20 protein-coding genes are annotated in these 18199 nt (G+C 57.9%); 5 read left to right on the forward strand and 15 right to left on the reverse strand.

What is annotated here, in order from left to right:
* Nucleotides 1-275: 275 nt before the first annotated feature.
* The 4 genes from OKC43_RS08705 to potA form a co-directional block, all read right to left on the reverse strand.
* The gene (locus OKC43_RS08705) at nucleotides 276-1343 is read right to left on the reverse strand and encodes an extracellular solute-binding protein (protein ID WP_139443768.1); all 1068 of its coding nucleotides are present in this window, start codon (nucleotides 1341-1343) and stop codon (nucleotides 276-278) included.
* A gap of 81 nt (nucleotides 1344-1424) precedes the next feature.
* The gene (potC, locus tag OKC43_RS08710) at nucleotides 1425-2195 is read right to left on the reverse strand and encodes a spermidine/putrescine ABC transporter permease PotC (protein WP_201937830.1); all 771 of its coding nucleotides are present in this window, start codon (nucleotides 2193-2195) and stop codon (nucleotides 1425-1427) included.
* On the reverse strand, nucleotides 2192-3079 hold the full coding sequence (gene potB / locus OKC43_RS08715; RefSeq protein ID WP_236271438.1) for a spermidine/putrescine ABC transporter permease PotB: 888 nt from the start codon (nucleotides 3077-3079) through the stop codon (nucleotides 2192-2194). The genes potC and potB overlap by 4 nt, the downstream gene beginning before the upstream one ends.
* Complete coding sequence (gene potA, locus OKC43_RS08720) at nucleotides 3066-4169, reverse strand: spermidine/putrescine ABC transporter ATP-binding protein PotA (RefSeq protein WP_005351940.1); 1104 nt, start codon at nucleotides 4167-4169, stop codon at nucleotides 3066-3068. The genes potB and potA overlap by 14 nt, the downstream gene beginning before the upstream one ends.
* Before the next feature lie 201 nt (nucleotides 4170-4370).
* On the opposite strand from potA, the gene OKC43_RS08725 reads away from it, so the two are divergent.
* Nucleotides 4371-5108, forward strand: coding sequence for a hypothetical protein (locus tag OKC43_RS08725; RefSeq protein WP_005351939.1), 738 nt, complete (start codon nucleotides 4371-4373; stop codon nucleotides 5106-5108).
* Between the two features lie 16 nt (nucleotides 5109-5124).
* Nucleotides 5125-5811: a DUF2987 domain-containing protein gene (locus tag OKC43_RS08730; RefSeq protein WP_236271439.1), complete on the forward strand. Its 687-nt coding sequence runs from the start codon at nucleotides 5125-5127 to the stop codon at nucleotides 5809-5811.
* 103 nt (nucleotides 5812-5914) lie between these two features.
* Here the strand turns inward: OKC43_RS08730 and ttcA are convergent, their stop codons facing one another.
* From ttcA to ccoN, 11 genes are all read right to left on the reverse strand, one after another.
* Complete coding sequence (gene ttcA / locus OKC43_RS08735) at nucleotides 5915-6823, reverse strand: tRNA 2-thiocytidine(32) synthetase TtcA (RefSeq protein ID WP_005336634.1); 909 nt, start codon at nucleotides 6821-6823, stop codon at nucleotides 5915-5917.
* A gap of 74 nt (nucleotides 6824-6897) precedes the next feature.
* On the reverse strand, nucleotides 6898-7845 hold the full coding sequence (gene uspE / locus OKC43_RS08740) for a universal stress protein UspE (protein WP_005345417.1): 948 nt from the start codon (nucleotides 7843-7845) through the stop codon (nucleotides 6898-6900).
* A gap of 151 nt (nucleotides 7846-7996) precedes the next feature.
* Nucleotides 7997-8752 carry an FNR family transcription factor gene (locus OKC43_RS08745; RefSeq protein WP_005351934.1) on the reverse strand — a complete coding sequence of 252 codons (756 nt, stop codon included), beginning with the start codon at nucleotides 8750-8752 and terminating at the stop codon, nucleotides 7997-7999.
* A gap of 68 nt (nucleotides 8753-8820) precedes the next feature.
* A complete protein-coding gene (locus OKC43_RS08750) occupies nucleotides 8821-9507 on the reverse strand; it encodes a sulfite exporter TauE/SafE family protein (protein WP_236271440.1) in 687 nt (228 codons plus the stop codon).
* Complete coding sequence (gene ccoS, locus OKC43_RS08755) at nucleotides 9491-9679, reverse strand: cbb3-type cytochrome oxidase assembly protein CcoS (protein ID WP_076491668.1); 189 nt, start codon at nucleotides 9677-9679, stop codon at nucleotides 9491-9493. The genes OKC43_RS08750 and ccoS overlap by 17 nt, the downstream gene beginning before the upstream one ends.
* 138 nt (nucleotides 9680-9817) lie before the next feature.
* Complete coding sequence (locus OKC43_RS08760) at nucleotides 9818-12202, reverse strand: heavy metal translocating P-type ATPase (protein ID WP_270658580.1); 2385 nt, start codon at nucleotides 12200-12202, stop codon at nucleotides 9818-9820.
* Nucleotides 12203-12288: 86 nt separating this feature from the next.
* Nucleotides 12289-12789: a FixH family protein gene (locus tag OKC43_RS08765; RefSeq protein ID WP_043820362.1), complete on the reverse strand. Its 501-nt coding sequence runs from the start codon at nucleotides 12787-12789 to the stop codon at nucleotides 12289-12291.
* A gap of 140 nt (nucleotides 12790-12929) precedes the next feature.
* Nucleotides 12930-13913, reverse strand: coding sequence for a cytochrome-c oxidase, cbb3-type subunit III (gene ccoP, locus OKC43_RS08770; RefSeq protein WP_005336622.1), 984 nt, complete (start codon nucleotides 13911-13913; stop codon nucleotides 12930-12932).
* Nucleotides 13913-14092 carry a CcoQ/FixQ family Cbb3-type cytochrome c oxidase assembly chaperone gene (locus tag OKC43_RS08775; protein WP_005336620.1) on the reverse strand — a complete coding sequence of 60 codons (180 nt, stop codon included), beginning with the start codon at nucleotides 14090-14092 and terminating at the stop codon, nucleotides 13913-13915. The genes ccoP and OKC43_RS08775 overlap by 1 nt, the downstream gene beginning before the upstream one ends.
* A 10-nt stretch (nucleotides 14093-14102) precedes the next feature.
* Nucleotides 14103-14717 carry a cytochrome-c oxidase, cbb3-type subunit II gene (gene ccoO / locus OKC43_RS08780; RefSeq protein WP_005336618.1) on the reverse strand — a complete coding sequence of 205 codons (615 nt, stop codon included), beginning with the start codon at nucleotides 14715-14717 and terminating at the stop codon, nucleotides 14103-14105.
* Between the two features lie 16 nt (nucleotides 14718-14733).
* Entirely contained in the window at nucleotides 14734-16158 is a 1425-nt protein-coding gene (ccoN, locus tag OKC43_RS08785) for a cytochrome-c oxidase, cbb3-type subunit I (RefSeq protein WP_005336616.1), read from the reverse strand.
* A 281-nt stretch (nucleotides 16159-16439) separates the two neighbouring features.
* Between ccoN and OKC43_RS08790 the strand changes: the two genes are divergently transcribed.
* The 3 genes from OKC43_RS08790 to proQ all read left to right on the forward strand — a co-directional run bounded on the left by OKC43_RS08790 (nucleotide 16440) and on the right by proQ (nucleotide 18194).
* Nucleotides 16440-16901, forward strand: a complete 462-nt coding sequence (locus OKC43_RS08790) for a hypothetical protein (RefSeq protein WP_236271442.1) — start codon at nucleotides 16440-16442, stop codon at nucleotides 16899-16901.
* A gap of 93 nt (nucleotides 16902-16994) precedes the next feature.
* Complete coding sequence (locus OKC43_RS08795; RefSeq protein ID WP_005360536.1) at nucleotides 16995-17453, forward strand: GAF domain-containing protein; 459 nt, start codon at nucleotides 16995-16997, stop codon at nucleotides 17451-17453.
* Nucleotides 17454-17555: 102 nt separating this feature from the next.
* A complete protein-coding gene (gene proQ / locus OKC43_RS08800) occupies nucleotides 17556-18194 on the forward strand; it encodes an RNA chaperone ProQ (RefSeq protein WP_005351923.1) in 639 nt (212 codons plus the stop codon).
* Nucleotides 18195-18199 lie beyond the last annotated feature (5 nt).

Genomic DNA, 18199 nt, shown 5'->3' on the forward strand with positions numbered 1-18199 from the left:
TGAACCCATTCTGAATAGAAAAAGACACCACTACCACTCTCATATTCCCCTGCAAGTTTGCTTTGAAGCTGGCTGTTGTGGAGAGCGGACAAGAGTTGTGGTCTGTCTGGCTTAAAGGTGACTATCTATATATTTTGCTTTTAATCTATGCGCGCCTGAGCCTCTCTGTGTCAATGACTGTTGTGCTTAAAAATTGCGCTGGTGGTTAAAATGAGAAGGGGGCAAATATTGCCCCCTTTATCCATTAAGCCCGTCAGGGCCGATTAACCGCCGACTTAACCCGCCTTGGCCACCATGGCTTTCAGCTGCAGGAAGTACTGCTCGTAGAGGTGGGAGGCGTCCCCCACATCGGACTGGAATTCGCCCTTGCGTTTGATTTCGTCGCTCGGGAAGACCATGGTGTTGTTGCGAAACGCCGGGGTGAGCAGGGGAATGGCATCCTTGACCGGGGTGGGGTAGCCAATTGCCTCGGCCACCTTGGCGGCCACATCGGGGCGCATCAGGAAGTTGATCAGGGCGTGGGCTTCCTTCACATGCTTGGCCTTGGCCGGGATGGCGAGGTTGTCCATCCAGAGTACCGCCCCTTCTTCGGGGTAGGTCATCTGGATGGAGGGGTATTCGCGCTGGGCGCCATAAGCCGAGCCGTTCCACAGCATGCCGATATTGACCTCACCGGCGATAAAGGGGTCGGCCGGGTTGTCGGAGTTGAACGCCTTGACGTTGGGCATCAGCTTTTTCAGGTATTCGAACGCTTCGGCAATTTGCGCCTTGTCCTGGGTGTTGGGGCTGTAACCCAGCTGCACCAGCGCGATATGGAACACCTCGCGGGCATCGTCCATCAGCAGCAGGCTCTCTTTCCACTCCGGTGCCCAGAGCTGCTTCCAGCTGGTGACCGGCTGCTCGATGATGTCGGTGTTGGTGCCGATCCCGGTTGCGCCCCAGATATAGGGGATGGAGTAGCGGTTGTCCGGGTCGTACTCGTGGTTGAGCAGGGTAGGGTCGAGGTGCTTGAAGTTGGGCAGCTGGGCGCGATCCAGCGGCTGCAGCATTCCCTCTTTGGCCATTTTCGAGATGAAATAGGTGCTGGGCACCACCACGTCATAGCCGTCGCCATGGGTTTTCAGCTTGGCGTAGAGGGTCTCGTTGGATTCGTAGGTGGAGTAGATCACCTTGATGCCGGTCTCTTGCTGGAACTGCTCCAGCAGGCCATCCGGCACATATTCCGACCAGTTGTAGAAGTAGACCACCTTGTCGTCGGCCGCGTGAGCGCTTTGGCTCAGCAGCGGGGTGGTGAGGGTGAGGGCGGCTGCCAGCAGGGCGCCGGCCTTGTGTTGGATTGTCATCAACAACTCCTTGGGGTTATGGGGCCTTGCGGCCCACCGTGACAGAGTTCGCCAAAGATGGCGGGGACGAAACGGGCAGGGTTAACCCTGCCGTTTGCGCAGTAACAGTTGCGCCAGCAGCACCATCCCGAGGGAGGCGACCAGCATCAGGGTGGCCAGGGCGTTGACCTCGGGGGAGACCCCCACCTTGACCATGGAGTAGATCTTGAGCGGCAGGATCTCGTAGGCCGGGCCGGTAACAAAGGAGCTCACCACCACGTCATCCAGCGACAGGGTAAAGGAGAGCAGCCAGCCCGCCATCACCGCCGGCAGGGCCAGCGGCAGTATGATGCGGCGCAGGATGATCCACTCGCCAGCCCCCAGATCCCGCGCTGCCTCGAGCATCCGTACATCAAAACCGCACAGCCGCGAGTAGACGGTGATCACCACGAACGGCAGGCAGAAGGTGATGTGGGCGATCAGTAGCGACCAGAAGCCGAGCGCAATGCCGGTCACCACAAACAGGGTCAGCAGGGAGATGGCCATGACGATATCGGGGGACATCATCACCACAAACAGCATGCCGCTCACGTACTGTTTGCCGCGAAAGCGGTAGCGAAACAGCGCTACGGCGGTGAGGGTGCCGATCAGGGTGGCCGCGGTGGCGGTGAGGGCGGCGATGGTCAGGGAGTGCTGGGCTGCCTGCATCAGGCTGGCGCTGGCAAACAGCTTCTCATACCAGCCCAGGGTAAAGCCGCGCCAGTCGATGCCATATTTCGACAGGTTGAAGGAGTTGGCGATCAACACCCCGATGGGTACATAGAGATAGCCAAACACCAGCAGCAGGAACAGAGCTTTCAGTGAGCGCATCATGCCAGCTCCCCCTTCTTGCTGAGCAGTTTGCCCGCCCGCCAGTAGCAGTAGACCAACAGCGCCATCAGCACCGTCAGCATCACGCTGATGGCGGCGCCAAAGGGCCAGTCACGGCTGTTGAGGAACTGGGTCTTGATCAGGTTGCCGATCAGCAGGTGTTTGGCGCCCCCCAGCAGATCGGAGACATAGAACATCCCCATGGCGGGCAGGAACACCAGCAGACAACCGGCGATGATGCCGGGCAGGGTGAGGGGCAGGATGATCCGCACCAGCCGCTGCCAGCCGTTGGCGCCGAGATCTCGCGCCGCCTCCAGCAAACGGCCATCCAGCTTCTCGATGCTGGAGTAGAGCGGCAGCACCATAAAGGGGAGCAGCACATAGACCAGCCCGATGATGACGGCCACCTCGGTATACATCATCTGCAGCGGTCGCTCGATAAGCCCCAGATCCAGCAGCCAGCCATTGATCAGTCCCCGGGTGCCGAGCAGCACTTTAAGCGCATAGGTGCGGATCAGGGAGTTGGTCCAGAACGGCACCACCACCAGAAACAGCAGCAGCGGGCGGACACGCGCTGGCAGATGAGCCAGCAGCCAGGCAAAGGGGTAGCCCACCAGCAGGCAGATGGCGGTGGCGAGCAGCGCCAGCCAGAGGGAGTGGAGCAGCACCTCGAAATAGAGGGGGTCCAGCAGGCGGCCATAGTTGCTCAGGGTAAAGAGCGGCGCGATAAGCTCGGACTCGTCACGGGTCAGGAAGCTGACGCCGATGATCATCAGGTTGGGCAGGAAGACAAACAGCGTCAGCCAGCCGAGGATCAGCGCGATGGCCCCGTTGCGAAAGCCGTTGTGGGCAAAGCTGTGCGGTACCCGCAGATTAGTGAGGCTCATAGGGCAACACCACCTCCCAGCTGTCAACCCAGTGGATCGCCACCTCCTGACCAAGGCGATAGTCAAAATCGGGGTCATCCTCGTCGAAGAACTCGGAAATAAGCAGCTGTTTGCCACTTTCGAGCTCGATCACCGAATCCAGCGTCGCCCCCTTATAGTTGCGCTCGCGGATGTTGCCCCGCAGCGCGCCGCTCTGATCGTCATCCTGATCGAGAATGCGCAGATCTTCCGGGCGCAGCAGCACCAGTACCTTGTCGTCTGGCTGAAACGGTAGTGTGGTATGGAGCAGGCATTCTCGCCCCTCTACCTCGGCCTGCCAGATACCGGGCTCACGCTGGCTGATCAGCTTGCCATCCATCACATTGATCTCGCCGATAAAGCGGGCCACGAACAGGTTGGCTGGCGATTCGTAGATATCGCGCGGGGTGCCGCGCTGGATGATCTTGCCGCCCTCCATCACCAGGATGCGATCAGACATGGTGAGCGCCTCTTCCTGATCATGGGTAACGAAGACAAAGGTGATGCCAAGGCGACGTTGCAGCGCCTTGAGCTCGCTCTGCATCTGCTTGCGCAGCTTGTAGTCGAGCGCCGATAGGGATTCGTCGAGCAGCAGCAGGCGGGGCTTGTTGACCACGGCGCGGGCGATGGCGACCCGTTGCTGCTGACCGCCAGAGAGCTGATCCGGGCGGCGGTTGGCCAGCTCGGTGAGCTGCACCATGGCGAGAGTCTCCTCGACCCGCTGGCGGATCTCGCTGGCCGGTACTTTCTGCATCTCGAGGCCAAAGGCGACGTTTTCAAACACCGTCATATGGGGGAAGAGCGCATAGCTCTGGAACACGGTGTTGATGTGCCTGTGTTCGGCGGGGATATGGGTGATCTCGTCACCGGCCAGATGGATGGTGCCACCATCGACCGATTCGAGCCCGGCCAGCAGGCGCAGCAGGGTGGTCTTGCCACAGCCGGAAGGGCCCAGCAGGGTAAGAAATTCACCGTCATAGATTTCAAGGTCAAGGTCACTCAGGATCACCTTGCCATCGTATTTTTTGCTGATCTTGTTCAGCGCGACAATTACCTGTGGATTGTTCATCATCCGCCAGTCTCACCCCAGCCAGTGGCCATCGTGTTGAAAGAGGGCCGCATTCTATGCAGCCGACACATGAAATTAAAGGCTTTTTGGCCCGAATTAGCCGCAACTGCGCAGGAAAAACGGCTACGAATAGCAGACCAAATCGCTATAATGTGCCACCTGATTTGGTCGTTTTCGATATTGGATAGTCAATTGAGTAATAAAATGCGTATTGGCGGCTCCCTTGAGCAGTCTCTGAACCAGGGCTACCGCCTTGATCTGAAAGGGGTCATCCAGGAGGGATGGCAACAGACCCGCCGTACCGGATTTGGCCTGCTGCTGGCGATTGTCGGGGTGACGGCGATCTGGATCCTGCTCAGCAATGTGCTGCTGTTGCCCTATCTGGGGGATGACAGCCAGATGAATGTGGCCATGGTGCTGAGTCTGCTGATGACGGTGGTGATGGCCCCCATGACCAGCTCCCTCGATATGCTGGGGTTGCAGCAGTCGGTCGGGGTGCGCGCCCGCGCCAACCAGGTGTTCGACTTCTTCCGCCACTTTGTACGCCTCGGCATGTTGAGCCTGCTTGGCAGTCTGCTCACCAGCCTGTTTGGCCCGCTGTTCGATCTGCTGGGATTGCCCGCCGTACTCTCTTTCATCCCCTCGGCCCTGATCGGCATGGGGCTGCTCTTTACCGTACCTCTGGTGCTGGAGCGCGGCCTGACGCCGCCCCAGGCCATTCTGGTCTCTCTCAAGCTCTTTGCCCGCGGCTGGCCCAGCATTGTGCTGTTCCACGGCGTGATGACTGCGCTCTTCTTCCTGGCTCTGATCCCCATGGGGTTGGGGCTTATCTGGGTGGCACCGCTCTATTTCAACTGCAAGGGGATCCTCTATCGGGATCTCTGCGGGGTGGGGGTAGAGGTTAACGAGGTGACAGAAGGCCCCAACCATTTCAATGCATGATGCAAAAGGACGTTGAATGACCCGTCGATATGGAGTGACCAAGGCTGTGCGCCATAGTCTGCTGGGCACGCTCTTGCTGCCAGGGCTGGCGCTGGCTGAGCCGGTGCTGGATCTGCAATACAGCACCTTCTACAGCCAGATGAAGACCTTTGCCAAAGGGGAGTTTGGTCACGCCAGACTGGGGTTTTATCTGACCGATCCGCAAAATGGTCAGCGCTGTGGCCTCACCTTTGCCCGGGTTGCAACCGACAGCAAGGAAGTGGCGGGCGATGTAACGGTCGATAGCGAACTGCGCCTGCCTTTTGATGAGGATCTCAACCTCGACAAGGGGATCGTGACCGTTGGCCTTAAAGAAGAGCACGCCACTTGCGATATGACGGTACAGGTTATGGCCGACGCACCGAACGGGCCCGAGCTGCCCTTGGCCGAGCTGGCGGCCCGTCAGCAGCAGATGCAGTCGCTGCTCGACAAGATGGCGGGCATGGTCGGCAAGCACTTCCTGCCGAAGATGGAAGGGGTGCGCATTACTCTGGTGGAGCAGAGCGGCACTGCTTATCTGATTGATGGCGCCCGTCAGGAGGCGCTGCCCTGGCAGGAAGGCCACCTGCTGCTGAGCAATGAGCAATTGGCCGCGTTCGCCACCGGGCAACTGCGCCTGCAGGGTGACGTGTTGCGCCTGACCCCCTGGCTGCATAAAGGGTGAGATCGGTCGCGCTGTCACCGCAGTGACAGGCCAATCCAGAAAGCAAAAAAGGAGCGATCATCGCTCCTTTTTTATTGCGTGGCGTGTGTCATGTGAGCGCGGCTTAGCGCACTTCAATCACATCCAGCATGTCCATCTCGTCGATATCCAGCAGCGGCGCCTTTGGCATCTCGGGCGGATCAAACGCCTTGTCGCCGCCATCTATGATGCCGGAGTCACGGTTGATACTCTTGAAGTCAAACAGCTTGTGGTCGAGCAGGTGGCTCGGGATCACGTCCTGAATGGCGGTGAACATGGTCTCGATACGACCGGGGAAGCGGCGATCCCAATCCTGCATCATCTGCTTGATGGCCTGACGCTGCAGGTTCTCCTGCGAGCCGCACAGGTTGCACGGAATGATGGGGAAGGCTTTGACGTCGGCGTAGCGGATCAGATCCTTCTCTTTGCAGTAGGCCAGCGGGCGGATCACCACGTTCTTGCCATCGTCGCTCACCAGCTTGGGCGGCATGGACTTGAGCTTGCCACCGTAGAACATGTTGAGGAACAGGGTCTCAAGGATGTCATCGCGGTGGTGGCCAAGGGCAATCTTGGTGCAACCCAGCTCCTGGGCGGTGCGATAGAGAATACCGCGGCGCAGCCGTGAGCAGAGGGAGCAGGTGGTTTTGCCTTCCGGTACCTTCTCCTTGACGATGGAGTAGGTATCCTCTTCGACAATCTTGTACTCGATGCCGAGGGAATCCAGGTACTCGGGCAGCACATGTTCGGGGAAACCGGGCTGCTTTTGATCCAGGTTGACGGCAACCAGATCGAAATGGATGGGGGCGCTGGCTTTGAGGCTCATCAGTATGTCGAGCATACCGAAGCTGTCCTTGCCGCCGGAGAGGCAGACCATGACCTTGTCGCCCTCTTCAATCATGTTGAAGTCGGCAATGGCCTGACCCACGTTGCGCCGCAGGCGCTTCTGCAGTTTGTTAAAACTGTATTTTTCTTTGGCGTTTAGCTCTTCTAGCATGCTCGTAAAACCCGGGACACAAATAAGCGCGTTATTATAGCCATGTCCCGGGGGAGGGCAAGGTGCCAGGCACCTTATGATTGATTGCGACGGCTGTCGACCGGGCAGCTGTAGTCCGCCGGTTTGAGGATCAGGATGTCGCAGGAGAGGCGGTCAATCACATGTTCGGCGGTATTGCCGAGCAAAGCAGCAGAAAGCCCGGTACGGCCGACGCAGCCCATGATCATCAGGGTCGCCTTGAGCTCTTCGGCCATATCCGGCAACACCTCTTCCGGTAGTCCCTCTGCTACCCGGGTCCAGAGATGACCGATCCCGAATTTGTCTGCATGGCTGAGCAGCAGGCTTTCGTGGTGTTTGCGGATCGCCTCGTTGTAGGCGTTGGGATCAAACTCCGGCAGCTCGATGGCCACGTTGACCGGGGTGCCCGGGTAGGTATTGACCAGATAGAGATTGGAGCCCAGCAGCTCGGCGATGTCGCTTCCCTCCTGGGTGATCCGTTCGTTGAGCAATTTCTGATCCGGATCGTCGCTTGAGCAGTTGATGGCGGCGATGATGTTGCCGCCCCGTTGCCAGTGACCCTCTTTGACCAGCAGCACCGGACAGGGGCATTTGCGCAGCAGGTGCCAGTCGGTGGGGGTAAAGATGAAGGTTTGCAGGAAGCTGTGATGATGAGTGGCTTTGACCACCAGATCGTGGCGCTGCTCCAGCACTTCCTGAATGACGCATTCGAAGGGACGATTGTGCCAGACTACTTTCACTTCGCACTCGATCCCCTGTGCCCGATAGGGGGTCAGGATCTCGTCCAGCCACTCACGTCGCTGTGAAATGACGCCATCACGCATCTCTTGCCGCTCGTCCACCGAGAGCATGGCAGTCATTTCATACGAGAAGTCATAGATGGTGAGCAGCAGGGTCAGATGGGCGTTTTCGTCCAGCTCGGCGACTTTGACTGCCCGTTCGAGGGCGATTTGACGCTCCTCTTCTGGATTGATAACCACCAGAATATTCTGATATTTGACCATCTTCTCCTCCTTGGAAAAGTCCAATGACAGCAGAATCTTAGCCATTACAGCTTAGCGCAGGAGGAGGGTATGGGGAACGTACCGGATCACATTCCAGAGGAAAGGATCCGGCAGGGAAAGAAGAAGAAAAGCGGGAGGGTAAGCGGAAAAATCAGCCGCAGGGCGGGCGAGTGGCTCCGGCCATCATGCCAAGGGCGACCTGATCCAGCACGGTAATGTATTTGCCTTTAACGCTGATGAGACCGGACTTCTGGAAACGGCCGAGCAGACGACTGATGGTCTCGACGGTCAAACCCAGATAGTTGCCAATGTCACCACGGGTCATGGATAGACGGAACTCCTTGGCGGAGAAACCGCGCTCGGAGAAGCGTACCGACAGATTGTGCAGGAAGGCGGCGAGGCGCTCTTCAGCATTCTTCTTGGAGAGCAGCAGGATCATCTCCTGATCGCCCATGATTTCGCTGCTCATCAGACGCATGATCTGCTGGCGCAGTTTGGGCATCTTGCCGGAGAGATCATCCAGCACTTCAAAGGGGATCTCGCACACCATGGCCGTTTCCAGCGCCTGGGCGAAGGAGGGGTGGGCCTGCTTGTTGATGGCATCAAAACCGACCAGATCGCCAGCGAGGTGGAACGCAGTGATCTGCTCATCCCCTTGCTCGGTGATGGTGTAAGACTTGATGGTCCCGGAACGGATGGCATAGAGCGATTTGAACTCATCGCCAGCCTTGAACAGCTCTTCACCCTTCTGGATCGGCTTCTTGCGCTCGATGATGCTGTCCAGCTGATCAAGCTCGTTGTCGTTCAGAGTGAAGGGAATACAGAGCTGACTGATGCTGCAATCCTGGCAATGAATTGCACAGCCACCGCTCTGGATACGTCTGCCAGGTTTCTTTTCCGGGATCATAGGCTCATACGAATAATTGATTTATATCAAACAAGTTTACCATCAACTCATCCGTTTTGGATAGGGTTTCAAAAGGAAGCAATGCCAATCCAGAAGGTATGCACCCCGAACAAAATGAGCAGCAGGGCACCGCCAAGGCGCAAACTGCGCAGGGTGAGCCAGTATCTCAGGCGATCGGCAAGCCCTCCCAACGCAAACAGGGTGGGCAGGGTGCCGAGACCAAAAAAGAGCATGATGAGCGCCCCGCCACTGGCCGAACCGGCCGCCGCGCTCCAGGTCAGCATGGAGTAGACCAGCCCGCAGGGCAGCCAACCCCACACCATGCCAAAGGGCAGTGCCTGCACAGGTGAGGTGAAGGGGAGAAACTTGCCCGCCAGCGGTTTGATACGGGGCCAAAGTCTTGCGCCGAGCCGCTCCAGCAGCAAGATCCCTTGCCACCAGCCCGCCAGATAAAGGCCAAGCGCAATCATCAATAGCGCTGCCACGAGACGCAAACCGGCAATAGCGTGTTTGCCTGTGCCCAGCTCGCTGGTGGTGGCGAGCAGGCCGCCCACCAGTGCACCTGCAATGACATAGCTCAGGATCCGGCCGAGGTTGTAGTTGAGCAGATAGGCGAGCCGCCCCCAAAAGTGCTGCTTGTTGGCGGGGATCGCCATGGAGAGCGCGGCAGAGACACCCCCACACATGCCGATGCAGTGGGCGGAGCCTGCCAGTCCGACCAGCAGGGCGCCGGCCAGATCAAGGTTGTGGGTCATGGTCAGCAGGCTTTACGGGTTTGTGGGTAGGTTGCTCTTCGTCAAACAGGATGTTGGAACCCTGCCGGTCGAGATCTTCAAACTGTTCGGAGCGAATGGCCCAGAAGAAGACGACCCCGGCGATGATCACAAACAGGATGGCGATGGGGATCAGGACAAAAATTATATTCATGAGAGGTACCTTGGCGTTCATCCTTGGCAAGCGTCCCCTATGGTAACCCTGTTCGGGCAGGGGGCCAGCCGCTATCAATTAGAAATGTGGCCTGCATCGGAGGTAGGCCACATTTTCAGCTATTTTCCGCCACCGGTCTCATCGGTTGAGGCGCATGGAGTTGGTTACCACGATGAGTGAACTGAGCGACATGCCCGCCGCTGCCAGATAGGGGGGCAGCCAGCCGCAGGCTGCCAGCGGCAGCACCAGCAGGTTGTAACCGATGGACCAGGCGAAGTTCTCGATGATGATCTTGCGGGTACGCATTGCCAGCACTCTGGCCTCGAGCAGTCGGCTCAGGTCATCGGCCAGCAGGATGGCATCGGCGCTGTTTTTCGCCAGATCGGTGCCACCAGCCATGGCAAACGAGGCGTGAGCGCCAGCCAGTACCGGCGCGTCGTTGATGCCATCGCCCACCATGATGCTGATATCCCCTTGGGCTTCCCGGGTCTTGAGGTAGGCCAGCTTGCCATCGGGTGAGACCCCCTTGACCAGCTCATCCACACCCAGCTCGCGGGCAATCTCGTCTGCTTGCAGAGAGCTGTCGCCAGTCAGCACGGTAGTTTGCAGACCTGCTGCCTTGAATGCCGCGATTAGCGCCCTGGCATCGGGGCGCAGGGTATCTTCCAGATTGAAGCGGGCCAAGACCTGCTGCTCGTCGGCCAGATAGATAGCCAGACCGCGGCCGCGCTCTTGCGCCGGATCCAGCCCAAGCCAGCGGGCACTGCCGATGCGGTAGCGTACGCCATCCACCAGAGCTGTGATGCCGTGACCGATGACCGGGGTGATCTCGCGGGTGGATGGCAGCACACTGATACTGTCGACAGGTAGCCGGAAGGCGCGAGCTATGGGGTGTTCGGATTGCGCCTCCATGGCCCGGGCGATGGCGAGGCAGTGCGCCTCCTCCACGTCTGCCAAGGTGGTGGTGCCGGTCAGACTGATCTCCCCTGTGGTCAGTGTGCCAGTCTTGTCCATCACGATCCGGTTGGCCTTGGTCAGCACGTCCAGCACATGACCACGGCGCAGCAGAATGCCGTTGCGGGTCAGATTGGCGGTGGCCGAGGTCAGCGCCGTCGGGGTGGCCAGCGACAGGGCACAGGGGCAGGTGGCAACCAGCACGGCGAGAGTGACCCAGAACGCCTGATCTGGTTGATGGAAGTGCCAGAAGGTCCAGACCGCGGCGGCAATGATCAGCAGCACCAGAATAAAGTGGCGCGACAGTTGATCCGCCATCTGGGCGATGGCCGGTTTATCATCGAGAGCATGATCCTGCAGCCGCATGATCTGGGCGATCCGCGACTCTTCAATACGGTGGCTGACCCGGATCTGCAGCGGGGCATCCGTGTTGATGGTACCTGCATAGACCTGATCACCGCGCTGTTTGAGCAGGGGCAGCTGTTCACCGGTCAGCATGGATTCGTTGAGGCTGGCTTGCCCTTCGACAATGATGCCGTCAGCTGGCAAGGTTGCTCCGGCCAGCACCCGCACCCGATCGCCGACCTGCAAGGTCTTGGCCGCTACCTCATGCTCCCCTTCATCATCGATGCGGGTCGCCATGATGGGCACCAGTCGCGCCAGGTTGGAGCTCGATTCCGACGCCTTGCGTCGGGCCCGCAACTCGAGAAAGCGCCCCAGCAGCAGGAAGAATACGAACATGGTGATGGAGTCGTAATAGACCTCACCGGTATTGAACACGGTGGCCCACATGGAGGCGATAAAAGCCCCGATCAGCGCCAGCGACACCGACACATCCATCGACAGGTGACCCTGTCTCAGGCTGCGCCAGGCACCCACGTAAAAGGGCTGGGCCGAGTAGATCATGATGGGGGTGGAGAGCAGCAGGCTTATCCACTTGAAGTAGACCATGAACTCATCTTCAACGCTGGTGAAGAGATCCATGTAGAGGGCCACGGCGCACATCATCACCTGCATCGAGCCCAGCCCCGCCAGTGCCAGCCGGAACATATAGCTGCGCACCTCTTTGGCGTAGAGCGCCTCCTGTTGATGGGTCTGGAACGGATAGGCGCGATAGCCGATCTGGGCAAATCCCTTGAGGATGTCACTCAGGGAGAGCTGGTCCGGATCCCACTTGATGCGGGCCCGGTGGGTGGTGGTGTTGACGTTGATGTAGCGCAGGCCGCCAAGGGTCATCAGGTGGCGTTCGATAAGCCAGGCACAGGCGGCGCAGGTGAGCCCTTCAACTGTCAGCTGGATTTCGCGAAGGGTACCGCTGTCGGTGACAAACTCCTGTTGCACTTCTGCCAGATCGTAGTGGGTGAGGGCGGCCAGCTCCTCGGGCACCAGATCCCCCTTGGTACCGGGGGCGGTGCGGTGATCGTAGTAACTGGCAAGGCCGCACTCCATGATGGTTTCCGCCACCGCCTGACAACCGGGGCAGCACATGGGGTGAACAATCCCCTTTATCTCGAGGGAATAGCCACTATTAGCGGGTACCGGCTCGCCACAGTGAAAACAGGGGGTCATGCGTTATGTCCCCCTGAATGCAGAATGCAAGCAGCAGGGGCGCTGGCGAGAACCGGCTCGCCACAGTGAGAACAGCCGGTCATGGCTTAGCGTCCTTTCGGGTCGAGTTCGACAGGGGCCAGGGTCGGCAGCTGGACGGTCTCTTGCAATCGCCACTCGTGGTCAAATGCATCGACCCGAATGTGCCACTTGCCGACCAGCGGCTTGTCGAAATGGAGGCGATAGGTGCCGCTCGCATCGGCGGTGATCATGTGTTCGCTGTCCTGACCGGCCAAGGTCGGGTGGAACAATGAGAGATAGAGAGCTTGCCCGGCAGGAATGTCACCGCTGATGGGTTTGAGGGTCAGCTCGTTGCCGTCAACCTCCAGCCCAAAGCGGATATTGAGCGCTTCGGAGCGGTCAAACTTGCTCAAGTCCTGATTGATCTCTTTCCCTTGTTTGTAATAGTCCTCGGCAACCAGATTGACCCCATCCTTGCTGGCGATGATGGCGGTGGCGATGCTGCCAACAACGGCGGCAGTGGGGAGGGCGATGATAAACCAGGGCCAGAATTGGCGATACCACGGTTTGGATAGAGGTTGGGTCATGATTGCTACTGCCATGAAACGAATGATTAACGTGGAAGATGGTTTTTACGCAACACAAGATAACAAAAAGCCTCGAGGAGTCGAGGCTTTTTGCTGTGTAATCACGTGTTTATCACATGTTACAACGTTACGGGCGAACCTTATTTGGCAGACTGTTGATGAGACAGGCTGTAAACGTAGGAGGCCAGCAGGTGAACCTTGTCCTCACCCAGAATGTCTTTCCAGGCTGGCATCACGCCGTGACGACCGTGGGTGATGGTTTGCACCACCACTTCGCGGGAGCCACCGTAGAGCCAGGTGTTGTTGGTCAGATCTGGCGCACCGACGGCGATACCGCCCTTGGCATCGGCCCCGTGGCAGGCTGCGCAGATGGCAAAGCGTGCTTCACCTTTCTTCGCTTCCACCAGGTCAACCTTGCGACCGGAGAGGCTCAGCACATAGGAGGCCACTTCCTGAACGCCATCTTTGCCGAGGATTTCACCCCAGGCAGCCATGATCCCCTGACGACCGCCCATGATGGTGGTTTTGATTTGATCAGGCTGGCCGCCCCATTGCCATTCGCTGTCGGTCAGGTTCGGGAAGCCGCGGCCACCACGGGCATCGGAGCCGTGGCACTGGGAGCAGTTCTGCAGGAACAGACGCTGACCCACTTTCAGGGCTTCCGGATCCTTGGCGATCTCGGTGATGGCACGATAGGTTTTGCCATCCGCTTCATAGGTGAGTTCACGGAACTTGGCACCGTAGATCTCGTCAGCCTTGGCGACCTCGCGGTCATACTCCACTGCGCGACCTTCGGCCTTGGCCGATTCGGTTGCAGCCTTGGACTCGGCCAGTGAGCGCACGTCCTGATTGGAACTTTGCCAGCCCAGCAGGCCTTTGAAGTTGCCAAGTCCCGGGAAGGCGACCAGATAGACCAGACCGGTGACGATGAAGAAGAGGAACATGTAAGTCCACCACTTCGGCAGCGGGTTGTTGATCTCCTCGATGCCATCGAAGGAGTGACCCATCGATTTGCCTTCTTCAACACCCATCTTGTCCTTGCGGCACCACATCAGCAGCAAGAAGCAGCCGAGGATGGTTCCCAGACTGATGACAGTCACAAAAATGCTAAACAGAGTGCTCATTATTGTTTCGCTCCTGCGTTCTTTTTATCAGCACCGGGTTGCTCATCATCGGCAAAAACCAGATTGGCAGCCTCGTCGAAAGAGGTCTTGCGGCGTTTGCTGTAGGCCCAGACGATGATGCCAATCATGATGGCCATCAACAGCAGGGTATACAGACCGCGAAATGTGCCGTAGTCCATTTTCGCCTCCTTATTTCAGGGCATGACCCAGTGATTGCAGATAGGCCACCAGCGCATCCAGCTCGGTTTTGCCCTTCACGGCTTCGCCAGCACCCTGAATATCGGCGTCGGTATAGGGCACACCGAAGTGATCGCGGAACAGCGCCAGCTTCTTGGCGGTCATCTCACCGGTCAGCACATTGGTATCAAGCCAGGGGTAGGCGGGCATGTTGGATTCCGGTACCACATCGCGCGGGTTGATCAGGTGAACCTTGTGCCACTCGTCGGAGTAGCGGCCACCAACACGGGCCAGATCCGGACCAGTTCGCTTGGAGCCCCACAGGAAGGGGTGCTCCCAGACGCTCTCGCCAGCGACCGAGTAGTGGCCGTAACGCTCGGTTTCGGCACGGAACGGACGGATCATCTGGCTGTGGCAGTTGGTGCAGCCTTCGCGAATGAAGATGTCGCGTCCTTCCATCTGCAGAGCGGTGTAGGGCTTGAGGCCTTCCACCGGCTCGGTGGTTTGCTTTTGGAAGAACAGCGGAGTGATTTCAACCAGGCCCCCCAGACTGATGGCGAAGATGATGCCGACCACCAGCATGGGAACGCTTTTTTCAAATATTTCGTGACGGTTATTGTTGCTCATGGGTTGACCTCTTCAATCATGCTGGCTGGGCGACAGGTTCCAGAGAACCTTTGGGCGCAGTGATGGTGCGATAGGCGTTGTAAGCCATCAGCAACATGCCGGTGACGAAGAAGCAGCCACCCAGGAAGCGCACGAAATAGAAGGGATAGGATGCCTGCAGCGCTTCAACAAAGCTGTAGGTCAGGGTGCCGTCTTCGTTGACTGCACGCCACATCAGGCCCTGCATCACGCCGGAAATCCACATGGCAACGATGTAGAGCACGGTGCCCACGGTCGCCAGCCAGAAGTGAACGTTGATCAGCTTGACGCTGTACATCCGGCCCTGACCGAACAGGTTCGGGATCAGGTGATAGACCGCACCGATGGAGACCATGGCAACCCAGCCCAGCGCACCGGAGTGCACGTGACCAACGGTCCAGTCGGTGTAGTGGGAGAGGGCGTTGACGGTTTTGATCGCCATCATCGGGCCTTCGAAGGTCGACATGCCGTAGAAAGAGAGGGAGACGATCAGGAAGCGCAGGATGGGGTCATAACGCAGTTTGTGCCAGGCACCGGAGAGAGTCATGATGCCGTTGATCATACCGCCCCAGGAGGGTACGAACAGGATCAGGGACATCACCATGCCCAGTGACTGGGCCCAGTCAGGCAGTGCGGTGTAGTGCAGGTGGTGCGGACCGGCCCAGATATAGAGGGAGATCAGCGCCCAGAAGTGGACGATGGAGAGGCGATAGGAGTAAACCGGACGACCGGCCTGCTTGGGCACGAAGTAGTACATCATCCCCAGGAAGCCGGCGGTCAGCAGGAAGCCTACCGCGTTGTGGCCATACCACCACTGCACCATGGCGTCCATGGCGCCGGAGTACATGGAGTAGGACTTCATGCCGGAGAGCGGCACTTCCATGTTGTTGACGATGTGCAGCACCGCAACGGTGATAATGAAGGCGCCGAAGAACCAGTTCGCCACATAGATGTGGGAGGTGGTGCGCTTCATCAGGGTGCCGAAGAAGACGATGGCATAGGCGACCCATACCACAGTGATGGCGATATCAATCGGCCACTCCAGCTCGGCATACTCCTTGGCGGAGGTGTAACCCAGCGGCAGAGAGATGGCGGCAGAGAGGATGATCGCTTGCCAGCCCCAGAAGACGAAGGTTGCCAGCGGGCCACCAAACAGTCTGGTTTGACAGGTGCGCTGAACCACGTAGAAGGAGGTGGCCATCAGTGCACTGACGCCGAAGGCGAAGATCACTGCGTTGGTATGGAGGGGCCGCAGACGACTGTAAGTCAGCCACGGGGTCTCGAAGTTGAGGGCAGGCCAGATCAACTGGGCTGCGATCAGTACGCCAACCGACATGCCGACAATTCCCCAGACAATCGTCATGACGGTAAACTGGCGAACAACGGTGTAGTTGTACTCAGGATGGTTAGTTGTATGGCTCATCGTTATATTCCGCTTCCGATGCTGCTGTTGTTTGGTTTTGTATCCGGAGGACCGGACTGGCTTCATCAGCCACCGCCGACCAGTTGTTAACATCTGTTAACGAAAGGAAAAGCAAAAGATGGCTAAATGAAAACTGCATGGGAATGATACTGAAGTGACAGGTAAAATAACAGTATAAACAGTGATATATTTGGCTCCGTCCGGTCTCGATATGGCAGTTTTTTACCTTGTTCGAGATCACAAAAAACTATTTTAATTGCATCTTAATCGGGCTGTTTTTGATGAAAGAGAGACTTACCGCACGTAAAGTTTTGCACCTCGTACTGGTATTGGCGCTGTTATTGGCGCTGATGGCCTATCGCACCTGGTTTTCGGCCGATAACAGCGTCTCTGCTGACCAGAAAAAAGATCAGATTTGTGATCTTTCCCACACCCCTTGCAGCGCGCTGATTGGTGACAAGCCACTGACGATCGCCATCAAGGAATTACCGCTGCGCGCCGAACATGACTTTGCCATCGCTATTACCGGCGGCGATCCGGCCATCAAACCGGTGAAAGCGACACTCGAAGGCAAAGATATGTTTATGGGCACCATTCCGGTGAACTTTGAACAAATAGACGGACAGTGGCAGGGGGTAACCCAGGTGGGGAGTTGTACATCACCCGTCATGATCTGGTTGTTAAATATCGAGTGGAGTAATGGTCAACGCCAGCAATTGGCGCTTTCCGTTGCCGGGGAATAACGGCGCAAGGAGCGGGGAGTGGAAAAAATATTTGAAATTTCCCGGCCAGGCGTTACCTTCCCCAAACCATCAGGGAGTGAAGTTCATTTAATCATGATTGAAAAACAACCGTTTTATCGCACCCTCAACCAGCAGGCCAAGGCGCTGCTGGAGGGGGAAACCGATCTTATTGCCAATCTGGCCAACCTCTCCGCACTACTTAATCAGGAGCTGGCGGAGATCAACTGGGTCGGTTTTTATCTGTTGCAGGGCGAGACCCTGGTATTGGGGCCATTTCAGGGCAAACCGGCTTGCGTACGGATCCCGGTCGGCCGCGGGGTGTGTGGTACGGCAGTGGCAGAGGGGAGAACCCAGCTCATTGACGATGTCCACCAGTTCGACGGTCACATCGCTTGCGATGGCGCGAGCAACTCGGAAATCGTGATCCCGGTACGCCGTGGTGGCGAGATCATCGGGGTGCTCGATATCGACAGTCCGATTTTTAACCGTTTCGACCAGCAAGACCGGATTGGCCTCGAAGAAACGGTGCAAATTTTGGAAAGCATGCTCTAAGTCATTGCTAGATGGTTCGCAAAAGGCCCCAAGCTCTCTATAATGGGGCCTTTGTTGTGCTCGGGACGTGCCCGTGCGTTTATATGAAAGCCAAGGTTATACATGGAAAACACTGAGAAGCTGAAGAACAGTAAAGAGATCGTTGCCTACCTGGTCGAGAAATTCCCGGCCTGCTTCGTTGCTGAAGGAGAGGCCAAGCCGCTCAAGATTGGCATCTTCCAGGATTTGGCCGAGCGTCTTGCTGACGATGCCAGAGTCTCCAAGACCATGCTGCGTTCCGCACTGCGTCAATACACCTCCAGCTGGCGCTACCTGCACGGTCTCAAAGCTGGCCAGGCTCGCGTTGATCTGGATGGCAACCCGGGCGAGCTGCTGACCGAAGAGCACATCGAGCACGCCAAGCAAGCTCTGAAAGAGAGCAAAGAGCGCGTATTCGCCAGCCGTCGTACCAATACCAAAGAGAAGGATGAGAAGGCCAAGAAGCCCCGTCGTCCTGCTGTGCGCAAAACCGAGAAAGCTGATGTAGCTGCCAAGCCGAAAGCTGCCGCCAAGGCACCGGTCGCTGACGCTCCGCTGGTTAAAGTGGATGCCGCTACGCTGAAAGTGGGCCAGGATGTGCGCGTCGTTATGGGTAAATTCCCGGTTCCGGCAACCATCAAGGAAGTAACCAAGGACGATGTACAGGTCCAACTGCAGACCGGCATGATGGTGCGGGTCAAATCAGAGCACTTGGTTCTCTAAGGAGA

Origin of the sequence: Aeromonas sp. Y289-2, from assembly GCF_027705925.1 — a bacterium.
In the GTDB taxonomy this organism is placed as follows: domain Bacteria; phylum Pseudomonadota; class Gammaproteobacteria; order Enterobacterales; family Aeromonadaceae; genus Aeromonas; species Aeromonas veronii.

Coding starts and splice junctions, on each gene's coding strand:
- OKC43_RS08750 (WP_236271440.1), bottom strand. CDS start 9,507: ATGACCCACAACCTTGATCTGGCCGGCGCCCTGCTGGTCGGACTGGCA.
- ttcA (WP_005336634.1), bottom strand. CDS start 6,823: ATGCTAGAAGAGCTAAACGCCAAAGAAAAATACAGTTTTAACAAACTG.
- potB (WP_236271438.1), bottom strand. CDS start 3,079: ATGAGCCTCACTAATCTGCGGGTACCGCACAGCTTTGCCCACAACGGC.
- uspE (WP_005345417.1), bottom strand. CDS start 7,845: ATGGTCAAATATCAGAATATTCTGGTGGTTATCAATCCAGAAGAGGAG.
- OKC43_RS08745 (WP_005351934.1), bottom strand. CDS start 8,752: ATGATCCCGGAAAAGAAACCTGGCAGACGTATCCAGAGCGGTGGCTGT.
- OKC43_RS08795 (WP_005360536.1), top strand. CDS start 16,995: ATGATTGAAAAACAACCGTTTTATCGCACCCTCAACCAGCAGGCCAAG.
- OKC43_RS08765 (WP_043820362.1), bottom strand. CDS start 12,789: ATGACCCAACCTCTATCCAAACCGTGGTATCGCCAATTCTGGCCCTGG.
- proQ (WP_005351923.1), top strand. CDS start 17,556: ATGGAAAACACTGAGAAGCTGAAGAACAGTAAAGAGATCGTTGCCTAC.
- ccoO (WP_005336618.1), bottom strand. CDS start 14,717: ATGAGCAACAATAACCGTCACGAAATATTTGAAAAAAGCGTTCCCATG.
- ccoN (WP_005336616.1), bottom strand. CDS start 16,158: ATGAGCCATACAACTAACCATCCTGAGTACAACTACACCGTTGTTCGC.
- OKC43_RS08790 (WP_236271442.1), top strand. CDS start 16,440: ATGAAAGAGAGACTTACCGCACGTAAAGTTTTGCACCTCGTACTGGTA.
- OKC43_RS08730 (WP_236271439.1), top strand. CDS start 5,125: ATGACCCGTCGATATGGAGTGACCAAGGCTGTGCGCCATAGTCTGCTG.
- OKC43_RS08775 (WP_005336620.1), bottom strand. CDS start 14,092: ATGGACTACGGCACATTTCGCGGTCTGTATACCCTGCTGTTGATGGCC.
- OKC43_RS08705 (WP_139443768.1), bottom strand. CDS start 1,343: ATGACAATCCAACACAAGGCCGGCGCCCTGCTGGCAGCCGCCCTCACC.
- ccoS (WP_076491668.1), bottom strand. CDS start 9,679: ATGAATATAATTTTTGTCCTGATCCCCATCGCCATCCTGTTTGTGATC.
- OKC43_RS08760 (WP_270658580.1), bottom strand. CDS start 12,202: ATGACCCCCTGTTTTCACTGTGGCGAGCCGGTACCCGCTAATAGTGGC.
- OKC43_RS08725 (WP_005351939.1), top strand. CDS start 4,371: ATGCGTATTGGCGGCTCCCTTGAGCAGTCTCTGAACCAGGGCTACCGC.
- ccoP (WP_005336622.1), bottom strand. CDS start 13,913: ATGAGCACTCTGTTTAGCATTTTTGTGACTGTCATCAGTCTGGGAACC.
- potC (WP_201937830.1), bottom strand. CDS start 2,195: ATGATGCGCTCACTGAAAGCTCTGTTCCTGCTGCTGGTGTTTGGCTAT.
- potA (WP_005351940.1), bottom strand. CDS start 4,169: ATGATGAACAATCCACAGGTAATTGTCGCGCTGAACAAGATCAGCAAA.